The 21695-nt window shown below is 67.6% G+C and carries 19 protein-coding genes; 16 read left to right on the plus strand and 3 right to left on the minus strand.

The features are described 5' to 3' along the window. Positions 1 to 23 precede the first annotated feature (23 nt). The 13 genes from thrS to FVQ89_RS11960 all read left to right on the plus strand — a co-directional run bounded on the left by thrS (position 24) and on the right by FVQ89_RS11960 (position 16357). On the plus strand, positions 24 to 1982 hold the full coding sequence (gene thrS, locus FVQ89_RS11900) for a threonine--tRNA ligase (protein WP_187265035.1): 1959 nt from the start codon (positions 24 to 26) through the stop codon (positions 1980 to 1982). Positions 1983 to 2142: 160 nt separating this feature from the next. Next, a complete protein-coding gene (locus FVQ89_RS11905) occupies positions 2143 to 5547 on the plus strand; it encodes a S8 family serine peptidase (RefSeq protein ID WP_147902142.1) in 3405 nt (1134 codons plus the stop codon). 59 nt (positions 5548 to 5606) lie between these two features. Further along, a complete protein-coding gene (locus FVQ89_RS11910; RefSeq protein ID WP_147902143.1) occupies positions 5607 to 6170 on the plus strand; it encodes an HIT domain-containing protein in 564 nt (187 codons plus the stop codon). A gap of 98 nt (positions 6171 to 6268) precedes the next feature. Beyond that, positions 6269 to 7183 carry a pyridoxal 5'-phosphate synthase lyase subunit PdxS gene (gene pdxS / locus FVQ89_RS11915; RefSeq protein ID WP_147902144.1) on the plus strand — a complete coding sequence of 305 codons (915 nt, stop codon included), beginning with the start codon at positions 6269 to 6271 and terminating at the stop codon, positions 7181 to 7183. After that, complete coding sequence (gene pdxT / locus FVQ89_RS11920; RefSeq protein ID WP_147902145.1) at positions 7173 to 7772, plus strand: pyridoxal 5'-phosphate synthase glutaminase subunit PdxT; 600 nt, start codon at positions 7173 to 7175, stop codon at positions 7770 to 7772. The genes pdxS and pdxT overlap by 11 nt, the downstream gene beginning before the upstream one ends. Before the next feature lie 74 nt (positions 7773 to 7846). Beyond that, positions 7847 to 8614 carry a YebC/PmpR family DNA-binding transcriptional regulator gene (locus tag FVQ89_RS11925; RefSeq protein WP_147902146.1) on the plus strand — a complete coding sequence of 256 codons (768 nt, stop codon included), beginning with the start codon at positions 7847 to 7849 and terminating at the stop codon, positions 8612 to 8614. A 9-nt stretch (positions 8615 to 8623) separates the two neighbouring features. Then, a complete protein-coding gene (ruvC, locus tag FVQ89_RS11930) occupies positions 8624 to 9193 on the plus strand; it encodes a crossover junction endodeoxyribonuclease RuvC (RefSeq protein WP_147902147.1) in 570 nt (189 codons plus the stop codon). 3 nt (positions 9194 to 9196) lie between these two features. Continuing rightward, on the plus strand, positions 9197 to 9805 hold the full coding sequence (gene ruvA / locus FVQ89_RS11935; RefSeq protein WP_147902148.1) for a Holliday junction branch migration protein RuvA: 609 nt from the start codon (positions 9197 to 9199) through the stop codon (positions 9803 to 9805). Continuing rightward, on the plus strand, positions 9802 to 10842 hold the full coding sequence (gene ruvB, locus FVQ89_RS11940; protein WP_147902149.1) for a Holliday junction branch migration DNA helicase RuvB: 1041 nt from the start codon (positions 9802 to 9804) through the stop codon (positions 10840 to 10842). Before ruvA ends, ruvB begins: the two co-directional genes overlap by 4 nt. 78 nt (positions 10843 to 10920) lie before the next feature. Continuing rightward, positions 10921 to 11319 carry a preprotein translocase subunit YajC gene (gene yajC, locus FVQ89_RS11945; protein WP_147902150.1) on the plus strand — a complete coding sequence of 133 codons (399 nt, stop codon included), beginning with the start codon at positions 10921 to 10923 and terminating at the stop codon, positions 11317 to 11319. Between the two features lie 3 nt (positions 11320 to 11322). Beyond that, positions 11323 to 13041 (plus strand): protein translocase subunit SecD, encoded by a 1719-nt coding sequence (gene secD / locus FVQ89_RS11950; protein ID WP_147902151.1) that lies wholly within the window; start codon positions 11323 to 11325, stop codon positions 13039 to 13041. After that, on the plus strand, positions 13041 to 14054 hold the full coding sequence (gene secF / locus FVQ89_RS11955) for a protein translocase subunit SecF (RefSeq protein WP_147902152.1): 1014 nt from the start codon (positions 13041 to 13043) through the stop codon (positions 14052 to 14054). The genes secD and secF overlap by 1 nt, the downstream gene beginning before the upstream one ends. A 53-nt stretch (positions 14055 to 14107) precedes the next feature. Further along, positions 14108 to 16357, plus strand: coding sequence for a bifunctional (p)ppGpp synthetase/guanosine-3',5'-bis(diphosphate) 3'-pyrophosphohydrolase (locus FVQ89_RS11960; protein ID WP_147902153.1), 2250 nt, complete (start codon positions 14108 to 14110; stop codon positions 16355 to 16357). Here FVQ89_RS11960 and FVQ89_RS11965 read toward each other — a convergent pair. From FVQ89_RS11965 to FVQ89_RS11975, 3 genes are all read right to left on the minus strand, one after another. Then, positions 16344 to 16883, minus strand: a complete 540-nt coding sequence (locus FVQ89_RS11965) for a hypothetical protein (protein ID WP_147902154.1) — start codon at positions 16881 to 16883, stop codon at positions 16344 to 16346. The genes FVQ89_RS11960 and FVQ89_RS11965 overlap by 14 nt on opposite strands. 84 nt (positions 16884 to 16967) lie before the next feature. After that, positions 16968 to 18197: a DUF349 domain-containing protein gene (locus FVQ89_RS11970; protein ID WP_187265021.1), complete on the minus strand. Its 1230-nt coding sequence runs from the start codon at positions 18195 to 18197 to the stop codon at positions 16968 to 16970. Between the two features lie 53 nt (positions 18198 to 18250). After that, entirely contained in the window at positions 18251 to 19051 is an 801-nt protein-coding gene (locus FVQ89_RS11975; RefSeq protein ID WP_147902155.1) for a peptidylprolyl isomerase, read from the minus strand. 125 nt (positions 19052 to 19176) lie between these two features. Between FVQ89_RS11975 and FVQ89_RS11980 the strand changes: the two genes are divergently transcribed. The 3 genes from FVQ89_RS11980 to FVQ89_RS11990 all read left to right on the plus strand — a co-directional run bounded on the left by FVQ89_RS11980 (position 19177) and on the right by FVQ89_RS11990 (position 21670). Further along, complete coding sequence (locus FVQ89_RS11980) at positions 19177 to 20541, plus strand: replication-associated recombination protein A (protein ID WP_147902156.1); 1365 nt, start codon at positions 19177 to 19179, stop codon at positions 20539 to 20541. 148 nt (positions 20542 to 20689) lie between these two features. Continuing rightward, a complete protein-coding gene (gene rpsD, locus FVQ89_RS11985; protein ID WP_147902157.1) occupies positions 20690 to 21319 on the plus strand; it encodes a 30S ribosomal protein S4 in 630 nt (209 codons plus the stop codon). A gap of 120 nt (positions 21320 to 21439) precedes the next feature. Then, positions 21440 to 21670 carry a hypothetical protein gene (locus FVQ89_RS11990; RefSeq protein ID WP_147902158.1) on the plus strand — a complete coding sequence of 77 codons (231 nt, stop codon included), beginning with the start codon at positions 21440 to 21442 and terminating at the stop codon, positions 21668 to 21670. The last annotated feature ends 25 nt before the right edge of the window (positions 21671 to 21695 follow it).

Here is a 21695-nt window from a genome sequence, read left to right on the forward strand (position 1 = left end):
CCTTCGGATCGCTCTAGGATCGTCTGGTGAGCGCACAGACCGGATTCGACCTCTTCCCCGATCGCGCCGTCATCGCCATCCGCGTGAACGGCGAGCTGAAGGACAAGGCGACCACGGTCACGGAGACGGATTCGGTGGAGCCTGTCGAGGCCTCGTCCGCCGATGGGTTGTCGATCCTGCGCCACTCGACCGCGCACGTGCTCGCACAGGCGGTGCAGCGCATCAACCCCGAGGCCAAGCTCGGCATCGGACCGCCCGTGCAGGACGGCTTCTACTACGACTTCGACGTCGAGCAGGCCTTCGCTCCCGACGATCTGTCGGCCATCTCCAAGGAGATGGATCGCATCATCCGCTCGGGCCAGCGCTTCGTGCGTCGTGCGGTGACGGACGACGAGGCTCGCGCAGAGCTTGCGGGCGAGCCGTACAAGCTCGAGCTGATCGGCCTGAAGGGCGGCGCCGAGTCGGGATCCGACGGCGAGAGCGTCGAGGTCGGAGCGGGCGAGCTCACGATCTACGACAACGTCGACCGCGACGGCAACGTCGTGTGGAAAGACCTCTGCCGCGGCCCCCACGTGCCCAACACGGGCGCTCTCGGCCACTACCGACTGATGCGTGTCGCCGCGGCGTACTGGCGCGGCTCCGAGAAGAACCCGCAGCTGCAGCGCATCTACGGGACGGCGTGGCCGAGTAAGGATGAGCTGCGCGCCTACCTGGAGCGGCTCGAAGAGGCGGCCAAGCGAGACCACCGCAAGCTCGGCCGAGAGCTCGATCTCTTCTCGTTCCCGGACGAGCTCGGATCCGGGCTCTCGGTGTGGCACCCGCGTGGCGGGATCGTCCGGATGGAGATGGAGCAGCACGCTCGTCGGCGCCACGTCGACGCTGGCTACACCTACGTCTATACGCCCCACATCACGAAGGAAGACCTCTTCATCACCTCGAACCACCTCGTCACCTACAAGGACGGCATGTTCCCGCCGATCCGGATGGACGAGGAGCGCGACGCCGAGGGCAACATCACGAAGGCCGGCCAGGACTACTACCTGAAGCCGATGAACTGCCCGATGCACATCCTCATCTACAAGGAGCGCGCGCGCAGCTACCGCGATCTGCCGATGCGGCTCGCCGAGAACGGCACCGTGTACCGCAACGAGCTCTCCGGCGCGCTCCACGGACTCACCCGCGTGCGCGGCTTCACTCAGGACGACTCGCACCTCTTCGTCACCCCCGATCAGCTCGAAGAGGAGGCGACCAAGGTCCTCGAGTTCGTGATCTCGATGCTGCGCGACTTCGGCCTCGACGACTTCGAGCTCGAGCTCTCGATGCGCGACGACGAGAAGTCGAAGTGGATCGGATCGGACGAGTTCTGGGAGTACTCGACCCAGGCGCTCCGGAACGTGGCGCAGGCGAGTGGGCTGAAGCTCACGGAGATGCCGGGGGAGGCCGCGTTCTACGGCCCGAAGATCGACCTGAAGACCCGCGACGCCATCGGGCGCACGTGGCAGCTCTCGACGGTCCAGGTCGACCCGAACCTCCCGGAGCGCTTCGAGTTGGAGTTCACCGACCGTGACGGCCAGAAGAAGCGGCCGATCATGATCCACCGCGCGCTGTTCGGCTCGATCGAGCGGTTCTTCGCAATCCTGCTCGAGCACTACGCCGGCGCCTTCCCGGTGTGGCTCGCTCCCGTCCAGGTGGTCGGCGTGCCGGTGGCAGAGGAGTTCGCCGACTACCTCGGCGAGGTGATCGATCGACTCCGCGCCGCGGGCGTCCGTGCCGAGCTCGACGCGAGCGATGAGCGGATGCAGAAGAAGATCCGCACCCATACCCTCATGAAGGTGCCGTTCCAGCTGATCGCCGGTGGCAACGACCGCGATGCGGGCACGGTGAGCTTCCGCTTCCGCGACGGCACGCAGGAGAACGGGGTTCCGATCGACGATGCGATCGATCGCATCCGAGAGGCCATCGAGACCCACGCGCAGGTCTGAAGCAACGATCCTGCGCATGACGCAGTGATCTTGCGCGGCAAGCTCTAGCGAAGCGCGAGGAACGCGGGATACGCTCACGATCGGGCACCGGTGGACGAGCTGTTCTACCACCAAAAGGGGGGTGCCCGTTTCGCGGCACCACCATCCCGGAAGGTCGGCCATGCGCTCTCGTGGATTCGTTCTCGCCACTGTTCTCACCGCGTCTGCACTCGCGGCAGGACTCGTCGTCACACCGGCGTACGCCGCCGATCCGCGCGACTTCACCGCTGCACCGCTGGTAGCAGCGGATCCGCCGCAGGACAGCGCACGCACGGTGAGCGGCCAGCTGGCCGAAAGCGATGCGAAGCTGCTCGCACGTTCCGACGCGACGCTCGTGCCGATCATGGTGAAGGTCGACGTGGACCCGGTCGCCTCCTACGCGGGCGGACTCGAGGGTTTCGCCGCCACGAGCCCCGAGGTCACGGGACGTCAGCTATCGCTCAAAGACCCCGCGGTCGCCCGGTACCTGGAGCATGTGAAGGCGGTACTCGCGAAGACCCAGGCCGACATCACCTCGAGAATCTCGTCGGCGAGCACGCTCAGCACGTTCCCCGTCGCATACGGCGGGCTCGCCATGATGGTGCGCGCACGGGACGCGAAGTCTGTGCTCGCGGTCCCGGGCGTTGCGGCGGTCCAGCAGAACTCGCTGCGTCACCTGCCCACCTCCGACACCGGCTCGTCGAGCAGCTGGGGTGCGTCCGTCTCCACCGCGGCGACCGGCTCGCACGGATCCAGTGGTCTCGACAATGACGCCAGCACCTTCATCGGCGCGGATGCCGTGTGGCCGTCGCTCGGCGGACGGGACAAGGCAGGCAAGGGAGTCATCGTCGGTGTCATCGACAGCGGCATCTGGCCGGAGCACCCCATGCTCGTCGACAACGGCATCCCGCACCCCGCGGGTGGCCCCTGGGCGTGCGACTTCGGCGAGGGCGGCGACCCGTCGTTCACCTGCAACGACAAGCTGGTCGGCGCCTACGCGTTCCTCGACACCTACGCCGCACTGAACGAGGTCGGCACCGAGGACTTCTGCTCCGACGCCGGGTGCTCCGCACGAGACTCGGACGGACACGGCACCCACACCGCGACGACCGCCGCGGGCAGCTACGTCGCATCTGCGCCGATCTTCGGGGTCGACCGCGGTCCCGTGAGTGGCATCGCTCCGGGTGCGTCGATCATCGCCTACCGCGCGCTGGGGCCGGAGGGCGGCTACACCTCCGACCTCCTGGCCGCCGTGCAGCAGACGATCCTCGACGGCGTGGACGTCATCAACTACTCCGTGAGCGGAAGCGGCTCGGTGTACACCGATGCGGTGGAACTCGCCTTCCTCGACGCCTACGCGGCCGGGATCACGGTGAACGCATCCGCTGGAAACGACGGCCCAGGTGCATCCACCGCGAACCACGCCGGGCCCTGGGTCACGACAGTCGCAGCGTCCACGTTCGACCGCGCCTTCTCCTCGACGCTCACTCTCACCGCGGCCGACGGCGCGACCTTCACCAAGTCGGGTGCGACACTCACGCAGGGCGTCGACGACGCCCCGGTCGTGCTCGCCCAGAACGTTCCCGGATACACGGGTGGGGCCACCTGCCTCACGCCGTTCACCGCGGGTTCGTTGACCGGACTGGTGGTGCTCTGCCAGCGCGGCACGAACGGTCGCGTCGAGAAGGGCTACAACGCGGTCCAGGGCGGCGCCGCGGGGATGGTGCTGTACAACCCGACCGCGAGTGACGTCGAGACCGACAACCACTTCCTGCCGGCAATCCACCTCGAGGGACCGAACGACGAGATGCTCGCGTTCCTCGGCGCCCACTCCGACGTCTCCGCCACCTGGGCGGCAGGCGCTCCGACCCGCGCGCAGGGCGACGTCATGGCGGGCTTCAGCTCGCGTGGACCGATCGGCGAGTTCCTGAAGCCCGACGTCACCGCGCCGGGCGTGCAGATCCTCGCCGGCCACACTCCCGCCTCCACGGATCTCGCGACCGGTCCTCAGGGCGAGCTGTACCAGGCGATCGCAGGGACATCGATGTCGTCGCCACACGCTGCGGGCGTGTCCACGCTCGTGATCGCGGCTCACCCCTCGTGGAAGCCGGGACAGGTGAAGTCGGCCCTCATGACCTCGTCGTTGCAGGATGTGGTCAACGCCGACGGAAGCGATGCCGGGGTCTTCGACCGCGGTTCCGGCAGCATCCGCGCGAACCGTGCGATCTCGCCGACCCTGACCATCAGCGAGTCGGCCGCCGACTTCGCCGCCAGCGCGGCGAACCCGCTGGGGCGGCATGATCTGAACATCCCGAGCGTCTACATCGATCCGCTGCCTGGTGCCGCGGTGGTCACGCGCACATTGACCAACGTCTCGGGACGTACCCAGACGTTCTCCACCCGCACCTCCGCGGAGGGTGGCGTGAAGATCATCGTGACGCCGTCGAAGTTCACCATCCCGGCAGGCAAGTCGCGGACGGTGAAGATCGTGCTGAGCGGCGTGGATGCATCCGAGGGCTGGAACGAAGGCTCGATCACGTTCCGGCCGACACGGTCGGGAGTGACGCCCGTCGTGATGCCCGTCGCGGTGAACGTCGGCGAGGCGGACATTAGCCTCGCGCAGTCGTGCGCTCCCACCGAGATCACCCGCGGCGCGGCGAGCACGTGCACGGTGACCGCATCCAGCGGGCTCCCGGTTGATGTTCAGGCGAAGATCGACGTGGTGGCCAGCCCCTTGCTGAAGGTCACCTCGGTCACAGCGCCCGCGACCAAGAAGCCTCTGGGTGCGACGTGGACCGGCACGCTGAGCGCGGCGCTCCCACCGACCGTCGATGCCGTCGACGCTGTGGATCCGGCGTCGACTCCGGGCGGCGGGTTCCTGCCGCTGTCCGACTTCGGGATCACCCCTGTGGCAGGCGTGGGCGATGAGAGCATCGTCAACTTCACGGTGCCGAGCTTCGTGTTCGGCGGCGAGGTCTACGACAGCATCGGCATCGTCTCGAACGGATACCTGGTGGTCGGAGGCGGCACGTCCGGCGATGTCGAGTACACGCCCCCGGCGTCGTTCCCTGATCCCGCGACCCCGAACAACGTGCTCGCTCCGTTCTGGACGGATCTCAACCCCGATGCGGGCGGCGCGCTTCGTGTCGCGACGCTGAGCGACGGCGTCGACGACTACCTCGTCGCCGAGTGGCAGGATGTGCCGTCGTGGAGCGACGGAGGTACCAACTCCTTCCAGGTTTGGATCCTCTTGGGTGCGACCGAGAGCACGTGGTTCACCTACGGCGGGCCGTTGACGCCCGACTCCTCCGTCGGGTCCTTGACGGGCGCGGAGAACCGCACCGGAACGAGCGGCGTGACCGTCGACCCAGTCGACCCCGACCAGGCCTACACGGTGCTCACGAGCCCGCCCCAGGCGGGGGGAGCCGTCACGTTCGACTACACCGTCAAGGGCCTGCTCCGAGGGACGCATTCGACCGTCGCGACGCTGCGCTCGGACGCGCTCGACACAGTTCCGATCGAGCGGACCCGAATCCGGGTGAAGTGACGTGAGAGGGGCGTGCGGCCCGCATCGCTCGCCCCTCTCACGCCGGTAACCTGAGAACGATGGAGCAGGACTACGACGGCACGGTCTACCCCGATGCAGAGCCCGCGAGCCGGTTCGCGGGGGTTCCCGACGGTTTCGCCCGTCTCTGGACGCCGCATCGGATCGCGTACATCGAGCGCGGTGCCGCTTCGAGTGATGGATGCGTGTTCTGCACCGCGCCGACGCTGAGCGACGAGGAAGCGCTCATCGTCCACCGCGGGCGCTCGGCATACGCGCTTCTCAATCTGTTCCCCTACAACTCCGGCCACCTTCTCGTGGTGCCGTATCGACACATCGCGACCTACGACGAGGCGAGCGCCGACGAGGTCGCCGAGATCGGTGAGATCACCCAGACGGCCATGCGGGTCGTGCGACGCACCTCGCGCTCCGATGGGTTCAACATCGGCATGAACCAGGGGGCGATCGCAGGAGCAGGCATCGCGGCGCACCTGCATCAGCACGTCGTGCCCCGGTGGGCAGCGGACGCGAACTTCTTCCCGATCATCGCGCAGACCAAGGCGCTTCCGAGACTTCTGGGCGAAGTGCGCGAAGAGATCGCCGCCGGGTGGCCCAGCGCCGTCTGAATCCGTCGGATCGGAGAGCGAGCCACCGCGAGATCCGTGGCGTCACGCGGCGTCGCCGGGGAGCTCGCGGCACGCCCTGCGGCCTAAGATGGTCGATCATGAGCGACACCTCGACCTCCGCTTCCCCAGCACCCTCGATCGGCACCGATCGCGTCAAGCGCGGCCTCGCCGAGATGCTCAAGGGCGGGGTGATCATGGACGTCGTGACCGCGGAGCAGGCGCGGATCGCGGAAGACGCCGGTGCGGTGGCCGTGATGGCGTTGGAGCGCGTGCCCGCCGACATCCGCGCCCAGGGTGGCGTGGCCCGCATGAGCGACCCCGACCTGATCGACGAGATCATCGCGTCGGTCTCGATCCCCGTGATGGCGAAGGCGCGGATCGGGCACTTCGTCGAGGCGCAGGTGCTTCAGGCCCTCGGCGTCGACTACATCGACGAGTCCGAGGTGCTCTCTCCCGCGGACTACGTCAACCACATCGACAAGTGGGACTTCACGACCCCGTTCGTCTGCGGCGCGACGAACCTGGGTGAGGCCCTTCGCCGCATCACCGAGGGCGCAGCGATGATCCGCTCGAAGGGTGAGGCGGGAACCGGCGACGTGTCGGAGGCCACCAAGCACATCCGCACGATCACGTCCGAAATCAACGTGCTCCGTTCGAAGACCAAGGACGAGCTCTACGTGGCGGCCAAGGAGCTCCAAGCGCCCTACGAGCTCGTGGCTGAGATCGCCGAGACCGGCAAGCTTCCCGTGGTGTTGTTCACCGCCGGAGGCGTCGCGACGCCCGCCGACGCGGCCCTCATGATGCAGTTGGGCGCCGACGGGGTGTTCGTCGGATCCGGCATCTTCAAGTCGGGCGAACCCGCGAAGCGCGCCGCCGCGATCGTCAAGGCGACGACGTTCTTCGACGACCCGGCCGTCATCGCCCACGCCTCGCGCGGGCTGGGTGAGGCGATGGTCGGCATCAACGTCGCCGATCTGGCCGCACCCCACCGCCTCGCCGAGCGTGGCTGGTAGCGGCCCTCGGGTCGGAGTCCTCGCGCTCCAGGGCGACGTGCGCGAGCACCTCGCCGTGCTCGGTTCGCTGGGTGCGGACGCGCGTGCAATACGGCGCCCCGCGGAGCTGGCGGAGGTCGACGGTCTCGTGATCCCGGGTGGCGAGTCGAGCGTCATCGACAAGCTGAGCCGGCTGTTCGGAATGGCCGAGCCGCTCCGTGAGCGCATCGCCGAAGGTATGCCCGTCTACGGCACGTGCGCGGGCCTCATCATGCTGGCCGACGCGGTGGTCGACGGGATCGCAGGGCAACAGAGCCTCGGCGGGCTCGACGTCGTGGTGCGACGGAACGCCTTCGGCAATCAGAACGACTCCTTCGAAACCGATATCGCAATTCCCGAACTCGGCGAGCCGTCGGTCCACGCGGTGTTCATCCGTGCTCCCGTGGTCGAGAGCGTCGGAGAGCGAGCGACGGTTCTTGCGGCGCTCGACGACGGTCGCATCGTCGCGGTGGAGCAGGGCAACCTGATGGGAACCTCGTTCCACCCGGAGGTCACGGGCGAGCACCGCTTCCACGAGCGGTTCCTCGATCGGGTCCGCGCGCGCCGCTGACCGCGGTTCGGTTCCACGCCCTCGAATCCAGGGGCCCGTTAGACTGGCCGACGGATTTCTTCGAGAGGAGCACCGTGAGCGGGCATTCCAAGTGGGCGACGACCAAGCACAAGAAGGCGGTCATCGACGCACGCCGTGCGAAGTCGTTCGCCAAGCTCATCAAGAACATCGAGGTGGCCGCGAAGCTCGGCGGGGCGGATCTCGCGGGTAACCCGACCCTGTACGACGCCGTGCAGAAGGCGAAGAAGACGTCCGTCCCGAACGACAACATCGACCGCGCGATCAAGCGTGGCGCGGGCATCTCGGGCGACTCGGTCGAGTACCAGAACATCATGTACGAGGCGTACGGTCCGAACGGCGTCGCCCTGTTGGTCGAATGTCTCACCGACAACCGAAACCGGGCGGCCGCAGAGGTGCGCACCGCACTCAGCCGCAACGGCGGCACGCTCGCCGACCCCGGTTCGGTGTCCTACAACTTCAGCCGCAAGGGCGTCATCTCGATCACGAAGGCCGACGGCATCAACGAGGACGCCATCCTCGAGGCCGTCATGGAGTCGGGCGTCGAAGACGTCGTCGATCAGGGTGGCGGGTTCGAGGTCATCACCGACCCGAGCGAGCTGGTCGCCGCCCGGACCGCACTTCAGGACGCGGGACTCGACTACGACTCCGCGGAGGCGGAGTTCGTGCCGAATCTCCGGATCGAGGTCGATGCCGACGTCGCGCGCAAGGTCTTCCGGCTGATCGACGCGCTGGAGGACAGCGACGATGTGCAGAACGTCTTCAGCAACGTGGACATCTCCGCCGATGTCCAGGCCGAGCTCGACTCCGACTCCGAGGACTGAGCGGCGCGCATGCTGCGCGTCCTGGGTATCGACCCCGGGTTGACCCGGTGCGGCGTCGGCGTGGTCGACATCCGCGCCGACCGGACGGCGTCACTCGTGCACGTCGGTGTGATCAGGACACCGGCCGACCAGGAGCTTTCGGTGCGTCTGCTCGCCGTCTCCATAGGGATCGGTGATGTCATCGCCGAGTTCGAGCCGGACGCGGTCGCCGTCGAGAGGGTCTTCGCACAGCACAATCTCCGCACGGTGATGGGTACAGCGCAGGCAAGCGGCATCGCCTTGGCGAAGGCCGCCGAGGCGCAGCTCCCGGTGGCTCTGCACACACCGAGCGAGGTGAAGGCCGCGATCACCGGATACGGCGGAGCCGACAAGGCCCAGGTGGGCACGATGGTGGCGCGCATCCTCGGCCTCGCGGAAGCGCCGCGGCCGGCGGATGCCGCCGACGCGCTGGCACTCGCGATCTGCCACGGATGGCGTGGGGGAGCGACCGCTGCCGACGCGGGGGCGTCGGGAGGTCTCACCCCGGCGCAACGGGCGTGGCGCGCCGCCGAGAAGTCGGTGCGCGCCCGTAGGCTTTAGAACATGATTTCGAGTGTTCGCGGCACGGTTCTTCACGCGGGCGCTGGTCACGTCGTCATCGAGGTAGGCGGAGTGGGGATGGCCGTGGCTCTCACCCCTGAGCACGCGCTGGGTCTCCGGGTCGGCTCGGAGGCATTCGTCCACACGGTGCTGATCGTCCGCGAGGACGAGTTGAGCCTCTACGGGTTCGCCACCCGCGAGGAACTCGAGCTGTTCGACCTCTTGCGAGGCGTGTCGGGCGTGGGACCCAAGTCGGCGCTGGGAGTACTCGCGCAGTTGAGCCCCGACGAGGTCGCTCGCGCCGTGACGGATGAAGACGACGCACCGTTCCGACGCGTGTCGGGCATCGGCCCGAAGACCGCGAAGCTCATCACGGTGTCGTTGTCCGGCAAGCTCCTGCCCCCGTCTCCTCAGCGTCGCGCGGCCGGTGTCGCCGCTCCGGGTGCGGATGTCGTACAGGCGCTCGTCGGCCTCGGGTGGCCCGAGCGCACCGCGGGGCAGGTCGTCGACGAGGTGATCGCCGACTCGGCTGGCGCCGAAGAAGGAACCCAGGCCCTCCTGCGTCTCGCCCTCGCGAGGCTCGGTCCGCAACGCACGGGGGGTACGCGATGAGCGACCCCGTGATCCAGGGCGGAGCCGAGTCGGAGGCAGAGCTCGCCTTCGAGGGCGCACTGCGTCCGCGGTCGCTCGCCGAGTTCGTGGGCCAGTCGAAGGTACGTGGTCAGCTCGAGCTCCTGCTTCGTGCAGCAGAGCTTCAGGCGCGGGCGCCCGATCACATCCTGCTCGCAGGGCCTCCGGGTCTCGGCAAGACGACGCTCGCGATGATCGTCGCGCACGAGGGTTCGCGCCCGCTTCGGATGTCGAGCGGTCCCGCGATCCAGCACGCAGGCGATCTCGCGGCGCTCTTGTCGAGTCTCACGCCGGGCGAGGTGCTGTTCATCGACGAGATCCATCGGATGGCGCGATCGGCAGAAGAGATGCTGTACCTCGCCATGGAGGACTTCCGGATCGACATCATGGTCGGCAAGGGAGCCGGGGCGACGAGCATCCCGCTCGACCTCGCGCCTTTCACCCTCGTCGGGGCGACGACCCGCTCGGGTCTGCTCCCGAATCCGCTCCGAGACCGATTCGGCTTCACCGCGCACCTCGAGTTCTACGACGACCCCGAGCTCGACCTCGTGCTCGAGCGTGCCGCTCGCCTCCTCGGGCTCGAGTTGCACGCAGATGCACGAGCGGAGATCGCGTCGAGGAGCCGCGGCACCCCACGCATCGCGAACCGCCTCCTGAGGCGAGTGCGTGACTACTCCCTCGTCCATGAGCGTCCCGCAGACCACGCGGCGGTCCACGCAGCTCTCGAGCTGTACGACGTCGACCCATTGGGCCTCGATCGTCTGGACCGTGCGGTGCTCGAGGCAATCCTGACGCGATTCGACGGCGGCCCCGTGGGCCTCTCGACGCTCGCCGTGTCCGTGGGGGAGGAGGCCGAGACCATCGAGTCGGTCGTCGAGCCATTCCTCGTGCGGATCGGGATGATCCATCGGACCCCGCGTGGCCGCGTCGCCACGGCGAGTGCATGGCGACACCTCGGTCATACCCGTCCGCCGAAGGGAGCATCGGTCGCGGGGATGCTGTTCGACGATGACGTATGATCGTCGGGAACCATCCAGCCTGCACTCCTAGGCTGCGCGAGGTTCCCCACAATCATCTCGGAAGGCTCTGTTCCTCTCATGCCCGACATCACGCTGATCCTGCTCGCCGGCCTTCTGGTGGTGATGATCTTCTTCACTTGGCGCAGCTCCCGCAAGCGTCGGGCCGACGCCGAGGAGATGCAGACCAAGCTCGTCCCCGGTGCCGAGGTCATGACCCAGCACGGCATCTACGGCACGCTGATCTCTCTCGATGAGGAGAAGAACGAGGCGATCCTCGAGACGACGCCGGGAACGCTGCTTCGCCTCCACCGCCAGACCATCGCGCGAGTCGTCGACCCGATCGAGGCGGAGCCCGCCGACGAGGCTGACGACGACGCCGCGGAGCTGGATTCCGACATCGCGCCCGAGTTCGGTGAGCGTGTCGAGAAGCCGAGCGCGAGCGAGAAGAAGTCGTCCGACCCCTCCGAGACCGAGTAGGCCGTGGCGGCACGCTCCACGCCGGTCCGCAAGGCCTGGCGCTCTCTCAGCTGGCTGGGTGTTCTCATCGCCCTGCTCTTGGCGCTCCAGACTGCGGGTGCCCTGTTCTGGGGTTGGGGATGGACCCCGAAGCTTGCGCTCGACCTCGACGGTGGCACGCAGATCATCCTGAGCCCCACGCTCGAAGACGATGAGACCGTCACCGAGGAGCAGCTGCAGCAGTCGGTCGAGATCATCCGCAACCGCATCGACGCGGCCGGGGTCTCGGAATCCGAGATCACCACCCAGGGCGGCAACAAGATCGTCGTGTCGATCCCGGGAACGACTCCGGATCAGCAGACTCTCGACCGCATCCAGCAGTCCGCGAAGATGGAGTTCCGCGCAGTGCTCATCGCGGGTACTCCGAGCACGTCGACCGCTGAACCGACCGACTCGGCGACCGATGACGCGACGGCGACTCCAGAGCCCGAGGACACCCCGACGATCGCGCCGACCGACGGCTCCGATCTCAACTGGGTGACCCCGGCACTGCAAGAGGAGTTCGACGCGTTCTCGTGCGACGATGTGCAGGACTCGGGAAACAACGTCGCCCCTGCCGACGAGCCGCTCGTCACGTGTGACACGAGCGGAACCGCGAAGTACCTGCTCGGGCCGGTCGAGGTCGAGGGCGCCTCGATCTCCGACGCACAGGCGGGGATGGGTACGACCTCCACGGGCGCGACCACTGGGGAGTGGGTCGTCAATCTGACGTTCGACTCCACCGGAACCGAGCAGTTCGCCGATGTGACGACGCGTCTGGTCGCCCTCGAGGGTGATCGCAACCGCTTCGCGGTCGTGCTCGACGGCAGCGTCATCATCGCGCCGTCCGCGAATGCGGCCATCGTCGACGGCCGCGCGCAGATCTCGGGCGGCTTCACTCAGGAGTCGGCGAAGGCATTGGCCGACCAGCTCAAGTTCGGTGCACTTCCCGTCGGTTTCACCGTCGAGAGCCGCGACACCATCTCGGCGACGCTGGGAACCAGTCAGCTGCAGAGCGGACTGATCGCCGGCCTCATCGGCCTCCTGCTGGTGTTCGTGTACTCGCTGTTCCAATACCGATTGCTCGGCACGGTCACGATCCTGTCGCTCATCGTGGCAGGCATCATCACGTACTTCGTGGTCAACATCATGTCCTGGCGCGAGGGATACCGCCTCTCGCTCGCCGGCGTCGCGGGTCTCATCGTCGCGATCGGATTCACCGCAGACTCGTTCATCGTGTACTTCGAGCGCATCCGCGATGAGCTGCGCGACGGGCGCGGCCTCGTCGGGGCCGTCGAGGCAGGCTGGAAGCGCGCATTGCGCACCGTGCTCGCGGCGAAGAGCGTCAACCTGCTCTCGGCGATCATCCTGTTCATCCTCGCCATCGGTTCCGTGCGCGGATTCGCCCTCACGCTCGGCGTGACCACGATCATCGACGTCATCATCGTCGTCTTGTTCACCCATCCGGTGCTGCAGCTGCTGGCATCCACGAGATTCTTCTCGAGCGGTCATCCGATCACCGGCCTCGACCCCACAGCGCTCGGTGCCGTGTATCGCGGCCGAGCCGAGTTCCGACTGTCGACGGATGCGCGCCGATCGGGCGCGAGTCGAGAGGCTCAGCGTCGTCAGACGATCGCCGAGAGGAAGGCAGCCGAACGAGCAGGCTCCGGCGGCTCGAACAGCGAGAAGGAGGAGGCCCGCTGATGGCCGGTCCGTTCCAGCGTCTCGGCAACGACCTCTACACCGGAGCTCGCAGCGTCGACTTCATCGGGCGCCGCCGGGTGTGGTTCACGATCGCGGCCGTGCTCATGGCCCTCTCGGTCGCGGTGCCCTTCATCCGCGGCGGTGGAGACTTCCTCGCCGGCTTCAACTTCGGCATCGAGTTCCGCGGCGGGTCGCAGTTCCTCGTGGCAGATGTGGCGGACGACAAGCTCCCGGTCGATACCTCGGCTGCGGAGGACGCCGTGCACGAGGTCCTGCCCGACGCGGTCGTCCGCGTGAGCGTCGTCGGCGACGACGGCGTGCGCGTGCAGACCGATCAGCTCACCGATCCGCAGACCGCCGAGGTCACGCAGAACCTGACCGACGCCTACGGCACCGACTCGGTTTCGTCGTCGTTCATCGGCGCGACCTGGGGAGCGGACATCACGCAGAGCGCCTTGCGGGCTCTCGTCGTGTTCATCGTGCTGGCCCTAGCCTTCATGGCGCTCTACTTCCGCACGTGGAAGATGTCGGTCGCCGCGATCCTCAAGCTGCTTCACGACCTCGTGCTCACGGTCGGCATCTATGCGGCCACCGGCTGGGAGATCACTCCCGCGGCGGTCATCGGCTTCCTCACGATCCTCGGATACTCGCTCTACGACACCGTCGTGGTGTTCGACAAGGTGCGCGAGAACACCGCCGAACTCGCCGACGGAGGCACGCGGACCTTCGGCGAGGCGGTCAACCTCGCCGTGAACCAGACGCTCATCCGGTCGATCAACACCGGTGTCGTCGCCGCGTTGCCGGTCGCCGCGATCCTCGTGATCGGTGCGTTCGTGCTCGGTGCCGACACCCTGCGGGACATCTCGCTCGCACTCCTCGTGGGCACGGTCGCCGGCACCTACTCGACGCCGGCATTCGGAGCGCCGCTGTATTCGCTCTTCCGCGAGCGGGAGCCGGAGATCGCCAAGCGCGACAAGCGCACGCTTCAGCTGCGAGAGAAGGCCACCGCCTGATGCAGGCCGCGCGCACGGGTTCCTTCTAGAATCATCGGGGAAGGACGCGCGCGATGAGTACCGAGACGCAAGGGATCGCGTCCCGTCGCGCCCTGCTTCCGAGGCTCTTCTCGCGTGCTCAGCCCGCCGGCGCGGTCGATCGACTGATCAAGACGGTGCGATCGCACCATCCGAAGGCCGATCTCGCTCTCGTCGATCGTGCGTACTCGGCGGCGGAGCGAGCCCACGAAGGACAGAAGCGCCGCAGTGGCGAGCCGTACATCACGCACCCCGTCGCCGTGGCCCAGATTCTCGCGGACCTCGGGATCGGTCCGAAGACGATCGCTGCCGCACTCCTGCACGACACCGTCGAGGACACCGACTACACCCTCGAGATGGTGCGAGCCGACTTCGGCGACGAGATCGCCATGCTCGTCGACGGCGTCACGAAGCTCGACAAGCTGAAGTACGGTGACTCCGCACAGGCCGAGACGGTCCGCAAGATGGTCGTGGCGATGTCGAAGGACATCCGCGTGCTCATCATCAAGCTCGCGGATCGACTCCACAACGCCCGCACCTGGGGCTTCGTGCCGCAGGAGTCCGCTGCACGCAAGGCGCAGGAGACCCTCGAGATCTACGCGCCGCTCGCGCATCGCCTCGGCATCCAGACCATCAAATGGGAGCTCGAAGATCTTTCGTTCGCGGTGCTCTACCCGAAGCTCTACGTCGAGATCGAAAGCCTCGTGCGTGACCGCACGCCGCAGCGCGAAGAGTTCGTGCAGCAAGTGATCGACGCGGTTGGTGAAGACCTCCGGTCTGCCAAGATCAAGGGCCAGGTTGTCGGCCGCCCCAAGCAGTACTACTCGATCTACCAGAAGATGGTGCTGCGCGGCCGCGAGTTCGACGAGATCTATGACCTCGTCGGCATCCGAGTGCTCGTCGGGTCGATCCGCGACTGCTACGCCGTGCTGGGTGCGATCCACGCCCGCTGGAACCCCATCCCCGGCCGTTTCAAGGACTACATCGCCACCCCGAAGTTCAACCTCTACCAGTCGCTGCACACGACCGTGATCGGCCCGAAGGGCCGTGCGGTCGAGATCCAGATCCGCACCCACGAGATGCATCAGCGCGCTGAGTTCGGTGTCGCGGCGCACTGGAAGTACAAGGAGCGGATGGCCTCCGGCCGAAGCGACGACCGCGGCCAGGCCGGCACGGAGATGGCGTGGCTCGCTCACATCAGCGACTGGCAGGCCGAGACGTCGGACCCGGGGGAGTTCCTCGACAATCTCCGCTTCGAGATCGGGGCGAAGGAGGTCTACGTCTTCACGCCTCAGGGCAAGGTGATCGGACTCCCCGCAGGCGCCACACCGGTCGACTTCGCATATGCGGTTCACACCGAGATCGGGCACCGGACCATGGGGGCGAAGGTCAACGGCCGCCTCGTTCCGCTCGAGAGTTCCCTCGGATCGGGCGATGTCGTCGAGATCTTCACCTCGAAGAACCCGGACGCAGGACCCAGCCAGGACTGGCTGAACTTCGTGAAGTCGGCCCGCGCGCGCAACAAGATCCGCGGCTGGTTCACCAAGGAGCGCCGCGAAGAGGCGATCGAGCAGGGCAAGGACTCCATCGCGCGCGCGATGCGCAAGCAGAACCTTCCGCTGCAGAAGCTCATGAGCCAGGACGTCGTCACCGGTGTTGCGGCTCTCATGCGCTACGACAGCGTGGAGGCGCTGTACGCAGCTGTCGGTGAGGGACACGTCTCGACGCAGTCGGTAATCGAGAAGGTGCTCGCATCGGTACAGAGCGAGACGGAGGTCGAAGAAGAGACCCTCGCGTTCACGCCGCGGTCCCGCGGCCGCGCCCTGCGGCCGAGCGACTCGGGAGTGCTCGTGCGCGGCGCACCCGACATCCTCGTCAAGCTCGCGAAGTGCTGCACGCCCGTTCCGGGCGACGAGATCGTCGGATTCGTGACCCGCGGTTCGGGAGTCTCCGTGCACCGGACGGACTGCGTGAACGTGACGGCGCTGCTCGGCGAGCCGGAGCGGATGATCGACGTCCAGTGGGCACCTACTTCGTCGAGCCTCTTCCTGGTCCAGATCCAGATCGAAGCGCTCGACCGAGCCGGGCTCCTTTCCGATGTGACACGCGTTCTCTCGGAACACCACGTCAACATCTTGTCGGCCACCGTGTCGACATCGAGCGAACGTCTCGCCGTCAGCCGGTTCGTGTTCGAGATGGGCGACACGGTCCACCTCGACCGGTTGCTGAATGCGGTGCGACGGATCGACGCGGTGTACGACGTCTACCGGGTCAACTCCGGCTGAGCGCATCGCGGATCCGGTCGAGCGCGCGATGTTTGCCCGCAAGGTTTCGTGTGCGGTCGAGTGCGCGGGACGCGGCCTCCGCGTCGAACCCCCCGACCTCTGCGAGCCGCCGTACGATCTCAGCGTCGTCGCGACCGAACACCTCCGGGAACCGGGCGAGGTCCAGCGCCGTTCGCAGCGGCGAAGTGACGCGGGCACCGCCCAGCCGGACCGCATCGCCGGGCCGCACAACGCTCTCCACGACGGCCGACGTGCCGTCGGCAATCGACCGCCAGCGCGCATCGAGATCGGCGATGAACTCCGCGGGTCGAGGTGGCGTCGATACGGCGCCCCACACCCAAGCCGCCGTACGCCGGGCCGCGATCAGTCGGGAGCTTCGGCCTCGGAGGGCGACCCCGGCCCGCAGCTCCGGGGTGTCGGGCACGCCGACCGGGACCAACACCTCGCCGACCGCATACAGCTCGCCGTCCAGCCTCATGGCTTGGCGTTCTGGGTAGGGAAGCTCGACGAAGGGGAAGGGCGGCATGCGTCCAGGGTGCGTCACCCCGGCTGCGCGTGCGACTCGGCCGAGCTCATCCGTGGATGAGCATCGGTTGTGGAGAACCCCGGCTCAGCCGATCGCGTCGAGCCAGGCGCGCTGTGCTGCCAGCGAGTCCTCCGCCTGCGAGATCCGGGCTGCGTCCCCAGCGGCCTTCGCGGCCGTGAGTTCGTCCTCGGCGCGCGTGATCGCGGCATGCAGCTGGGCCGCGAACCCCTCCGAGCGGGCCTGCTTCTCGGGGTCGGTCCGGTTCCAGTGGTCGTCCTCGAGCTTGCGCACGGCCGACTCGATGCGTCGCATGCGGTCCTCGACGACCCGGATCTGATCGCGGGGTACCTTGCCGACCGCATCCCATCGGCGCTGAATCTCCGTCAGACGGCTGCGCGCCTGGACTCGATCCGTCGACGTCGCAAGAGGCTCGGCCTCCTCGAGCAAGGCGAGCTTCGCCTGCAAGTTCGCCTGGAACTCCTCGTTCTCTACGGCGTCTGCCTCCGCCTTCGCTCCGTAGAGCACGTCGCCAGCCGCCTTGAATCGAGCCCAGAGGGCGTCGTCCACCTTCTTGCCGGCGCGTCCGGCTGCCTTCCACTCATCGAGGAGTCGACGGTAGTCCGGGATGCCCGCGGCGCCCTTGGGGGCGAGCCCCTCCGCACGCTCGACAAGAGCCTGCTTGCGACCACGAGCATCACGATGAGCGTGATCCAGGTCGGCGAAGAAGGCCCTCCGCGCGGTCTCGATCGTGCTGCGTGCAGCACGGAATCGCTTCCAGAGCTCGTCGGCGTCCTTCTTGGGGATCCTGGGGCCACCGTGCTGGCCCGCCTGCCACTGCGCGAACAGCTCATCGAGCTGCGAGCTCACCTGCTTCCACTGGACCTTCTCGAGGTCCTGGGCCGCAAGCTCCTCCGCCTGCGCGACGATCCGCTCGCGCTCTGCAAGAGCCTCGGAGACAGCCTGGCGCGCCTCCTCGCTCTCGCGCTCAGCGGCAACCCCCAACGCCCCCGAGAGACGATCGAGACGATCCGACAGCTCCTTCAGATCGCCGACGGCGTTCGCCCCGGGAATCGTCGGGGCCAGCGCGCGGACGGCCTTCGCGACATCCTGTGCAGGCGCTCCCGCCCGCTGACGCTGCTCGAGAAGGCTCACCTGACCCTCGAGTTCCGAATACTTGCGCTCGTAATACGCGAGCGCCTCGGCAGGAGTCGCGTCCGGGTACTGCCCGACTGCGCGCTCTCCCGACTCCTCGCGGACGTACACCGTGCCGTCGTCGTCGACGCGACCCCACGGGGTCGGCTGGTCGTCGCTCACTGGTCTCCCCACCTCTGTCGCGGCCGGCTGCCTCTCGCCGGACCCGTGACAGCCTATTGCAGGGTGAGGCTCGTGATGGTGGTCGGAACCAGAGGCGACCCGGTCCCGTCCTCACCGACCGTATCGGGGTCGACGCCCTTCGACGTGATCTCTGAGATCAGGTCGTCCAAGCCGCTCGTCACCTGGCCGACCACGGAATATCCGCCAGCCGCGTCTGCGGGCAGGGTGGTGTCCGCGGTGATGATGAAGAACTGGTGACCGTTGCTGTAGGCGTCGTTCCCGCTGCGCGCCATCGCGATGGTGCCGGCGGGGTAGACGCCGTCGGCCGGGGCGTTCTCGATGGGCCCGTACGAGTAGTCGGGGTCGCCCGAACCCGCACCGTCGATCGAGCCGCACTGGATGAATGCGAACGACTCCGCGTCAGCGAGACGGTGGCACGTGGTGCCGGGGTAGTAGTCCGCCATGACGTCCGCGACCCATCCCGATACGGCCTGCGGTGCCGCTGCACCATCGAGCTCGATACCCAGCGTGACGTCGTCGTTGAACACGAGCTCGCCCGTCCAGGTGCGCCCCTCGGCAAGAGACGAATCGGGGGCGCCGACGTTCAGCTCGTCGCCGGCCGCCGCGGAAGGGCTCGCGCTCGGCGACGCCTCCGGTGCGCCCGGACCGGCCGTGAAGTAGACGATCTGGGTCGTGATCGCCAGCGCCGTCACCACGACAGCTCCGAGGATTCCGATGACGTTGTCGCGGCGTCGGCGGCGGTTCCGGATCTCGTGGACCTCCTGGCGGGCCTGATAGGCGCGCAGTCGTTCACGGGCCTCGCGCTGCTCGCGCTGCTGACGGTTCGATGCCACTCGCGATGATCCTTCCCGATGGGGCGCGGATGCCGTCGCAGCCCGCAGTGAACTCTAGTCAGCACGCCTGTGAGCACCCAAACCGTCGGGGGCAGAGGGTCGGAGCCCGCGGATAGCATTGCCGCATGGCCGACCAGCAGGGACTCTTCTCGGGGTCGACCCCGCTGGCCGTGCGGATGCGGCCCGCCTCCCTCGACGAAGTGGCGGGGCAGCGTCATCTGCTCACGCCCGGCTCACCCCTCGTCGCCTTGGCTCGCGATGCGAGCGGCACCTCGGGAGCCGTCTCCGTGATCCTCTGGGGGCCTCCTGGAACCGGCAAGACCACGCTCGCCCAGGCGATCGCTCGTAGTTCCGGTCGCCGCTTCGTGGAGCTCTCGGCCGTCACGGCGGGCGTGAAAGATGTCCGGCAGGTCATCGACGAGGCTCGATCCAGCCGCGATCTCTACGGCGTCTCGACGGTGCTCTTCCTCGACGAGATCCATCGGTTCTCCAAGGCCCAGCAAGACGCGCTGCTCCCGGGGGTCGAGAACGGATGGGTGGTGCTCGTCGCCGCGACGACCGAGAACCCGTCGTTCTCCGTCGTCGCGCCGCTTCTCTCGCGGTCGCTGCTGCTGACGCTCGAACAGCTCTCGGATGACGACCTCGGCGTTCTGATCGATCGCGCGGTAGCCGACCCTCGTGGGCTCAAGGGTGCGGTCGAGCTCGAGGACGAGGCGCGTTCCGCGATCATTCGCCTCGCATCCGGCGACGCGAGACGCGCCTTGACGGCCCTCGAGGCGGCCGCGGTGATCGCCTCCGCCGGGCCAGAGCCCGTCGTGACCGCGGAGATCGTGGCCTCTGCCGTCGATCGCGCGCTCCTGCGGTACGACCGGCAGGGCGATGAGCACTACGACGTGATCAGCGCGTTCATCAAGTCGGTACGCGGATCCGACGTCGACGCGTCATTGCACTACCTGGCACGGATGATCGAGGCGGGGGAGGACCCGCGGTTCATCGCCCGACGAATCATGATCCTCGCCGCGGAAGACATCGGCATGGCAGACCCGCAGGCGCTCACGCTGGCCGTATCCGCCGCCGAGGGCGTTCAACTGATCGGCATGCCCGAGGGTCGCATCCTGCTGGCCGAGGCAGTCGTGTATCTCGCGACCGCGCCGAAGTCGAACGCCTCCTACCTCGCGCTGGATCGAGCGATCGCCGACGTGCGCGCTGGCCGCATCGGCCGTGTGCCCATTCACCTCCGCGACGCCCACTATCCGGGCGCCAAGCGTCTCGGACACGGCAAGGGATACCGATACGCGCACGACGCTCCCTACAGCGTGGCGGAGCAGACCTACCTTCCCGACGAGCTCGTCGGCACCCGTTATTACGAGCCGGTGGGAAACGGATACGAACGCGAGGTCGGCCCCCGTCTCGAGCGCCTCCGCGCGCTGCTCGAAGGGCGTCCCATGCCGCAGAAGGCCGAGCCGGACGACACCACCTCGGGTTCCTGAGGCCGTCTGATAGACTTCTACGGCTCGACTTCCGAGCACATCCCACACTCAGATCCGCCGGTCGCGTCGACGTGCGCCCGGAGCAGCGGATGGCGGGATGCACGTCTGTGAGCCGCGAAAGTCGCGGCCATGTGTTGGAAGGTCATCCATGCCCACCAAGTCCCAGGACCGCCGCAAGGTCCGTCTGTCTCGTGCGCTCGGCATCCCGCTGACGCCGAAGGCTGCCCGCTACCTCGAGAAGCGTCCCTACGCTCCCGGCGAGCACGGCCGCACCAAGCGCAAGGCCGACAGCGACTACGCCGTCCGTCTGCGCGAGAAGCAGCGTCTCCGCGAGCAGTACGGCATCCGCGAGAAGCAGCTGCGCATCGTCTTCAACGAGGCCCGCCGCACCCAGGGCCTCACCGGTGAGAACCTCGTCGAGCTCCTCGAGATGCGTCTCGACGCGCTCGTCGTCCGCGCCGGCCTCGCCCGCACGACCGCTCAGGCGCGCCAGTTCGTCGTGCACCGCCACATCCTCGTCGACGGCAAGATCGTCGACCGTCCCTCGTTCCGCGTGAAGCCGGGCCAGCTTGTCCACGTGAAGGAGCGCTCCGAGTCGCTCGAGCCGTTCCAGGTCGCCGCGGCCGGTGGCCACGTCGACGTCCTGCCCAAGACCCCGGGCTACCTGGAGGTGGAGATCGACAAGCTGCAGGCGCGTCTCGTGCGTCGCCCCAAGCGCGCCGAGGTGCCCGTCACCTGTGACGTCCAGCTCGTCGTCGAGTATTACGCCGCTCGCTGATCGGCGATATCGACGAAGGCCCTCGGAGCGATCCGGGGGCCTTCGCTCGTTCTCGAATGCGCATAGGCTAGAACGGTTGACGGCATTCGCCGCCCACGCCGCGAACGAAGGAGGAACACGATGAAGGGTGCACTGCTTCTGATCGCCGGAGTCGCCATCGGCTTCGTGGTCGCGCACGAGGTCGCCAAGACCGAGAAGGGCAAGCAGTTCTTCGACGAGGTCGACGGCAAGGCCAAGGAGTTCGGCGACGCCGTCGTGCAGGGCTATAAGGCTCGCGAGGCGGAACTGCGTACGGCGGTCGCGAACGCTCAGGACGCGATCGACGACCTCGCGAAGCGCGCCAAGGCCTGACCCACGCCGCCGGGCCGGCGGCCCG

Origin of the sequence: Homoserinibacter sp. GY 40078 (assembly GCF_008017545.1) — a bacterium.
Taxonomy (GTDB): Bacteria; Actinomycetota; Actinomycetes; order Actinomycetales; family Microbacteriaceae; genus Homoserinibacter.

Coding starts and splice junctions, on each gene's coding strand:
- secF (WP_147902152.1), top strand. CDS start 13,041: ATGGCCGGTCCGTTCCAGCGTCTCGGCAACGACCTCTACACCGGAGCT.
- FVQ89_RS11990 (WP_147902158.1), top strand. CDS start 21,440: ATGAAGGGTGCACTGCTTCTGATCGCCGGAGTCGCCATCGGCTTCGTG.
- FVQ89_RS11965 (WP_147902154.1), bottom strand. CDS start 16,883: ATGCCGCCCTTCCCCTTCGTCGAGCTTCCCTACCCAGAACGCCAAGCC.
- yajC (WP_147902150.1), top strand. CDS start 10,921: ATGCCCGACATCACGCTGATCCTGCTCGCCGGCCTTCTGGTGGTGATG.
- FVQ89_RS11980 (WP_147902156.1), top strand. CDS start 19,177: ATGGCCGACCAGCAGGGACTCTTCTCGGGGTCGACCCCGCTGGCCGTG.
- ruvB (WP_147902149.1), top strand. CDS start 9,802: ATGAGCGACCCCGTGATCCAGGGCGGAGCCGAGTCGGAGGCAGAGCTC.
- FVQ89_RS11910 (WP_147902143.1), top strand. CDS start 5,607: ATGGAGCAGGACTACGACGGCACGGTCTACCCCGATGCAGAGCCCGCG.
- ruvA (WP_147902148.1), top strand. CDS start 9,197: ATGATTTCGAGTGTTCGCGGCACGGTTCTTCACGCGGGCGCTGGTCAC.
- rpsD (WP_147902157.1), top strand. CDS start 20,690: ATGCCCACCAAGTCCCAGGACCGCCGCAAGGTCCGTCTGTCTCGTGCG.
- FVQ89_RS11960 (WP_147902153.1), top strand. CDS start 14,108: ATGAGTACCGAGACGCAAGGGATCGCGTCCCGTCGCGCCCTGCTTCCG.
- pdxS (WP_147902144.1), top strand. CDS start 6,269: ATGAGCGACACCTCGACCTCCGCTTCCCCAGCACCCTCGATCGGCACC.
- ruvC (WP_147902147.1), top strand. CDS start 8,624: ATGCTGCGCGTCCTGGGTATCGACCCCGGGTTGACCCGGTGCGGCGTC.
- FVQ89_RS11905 (WP_147902142.1), top strand. CDS start 2,143: ATGCGCTCTCGTGGATTCGTTCTCGCCACTGTTCTCACCGCGTCTGCA.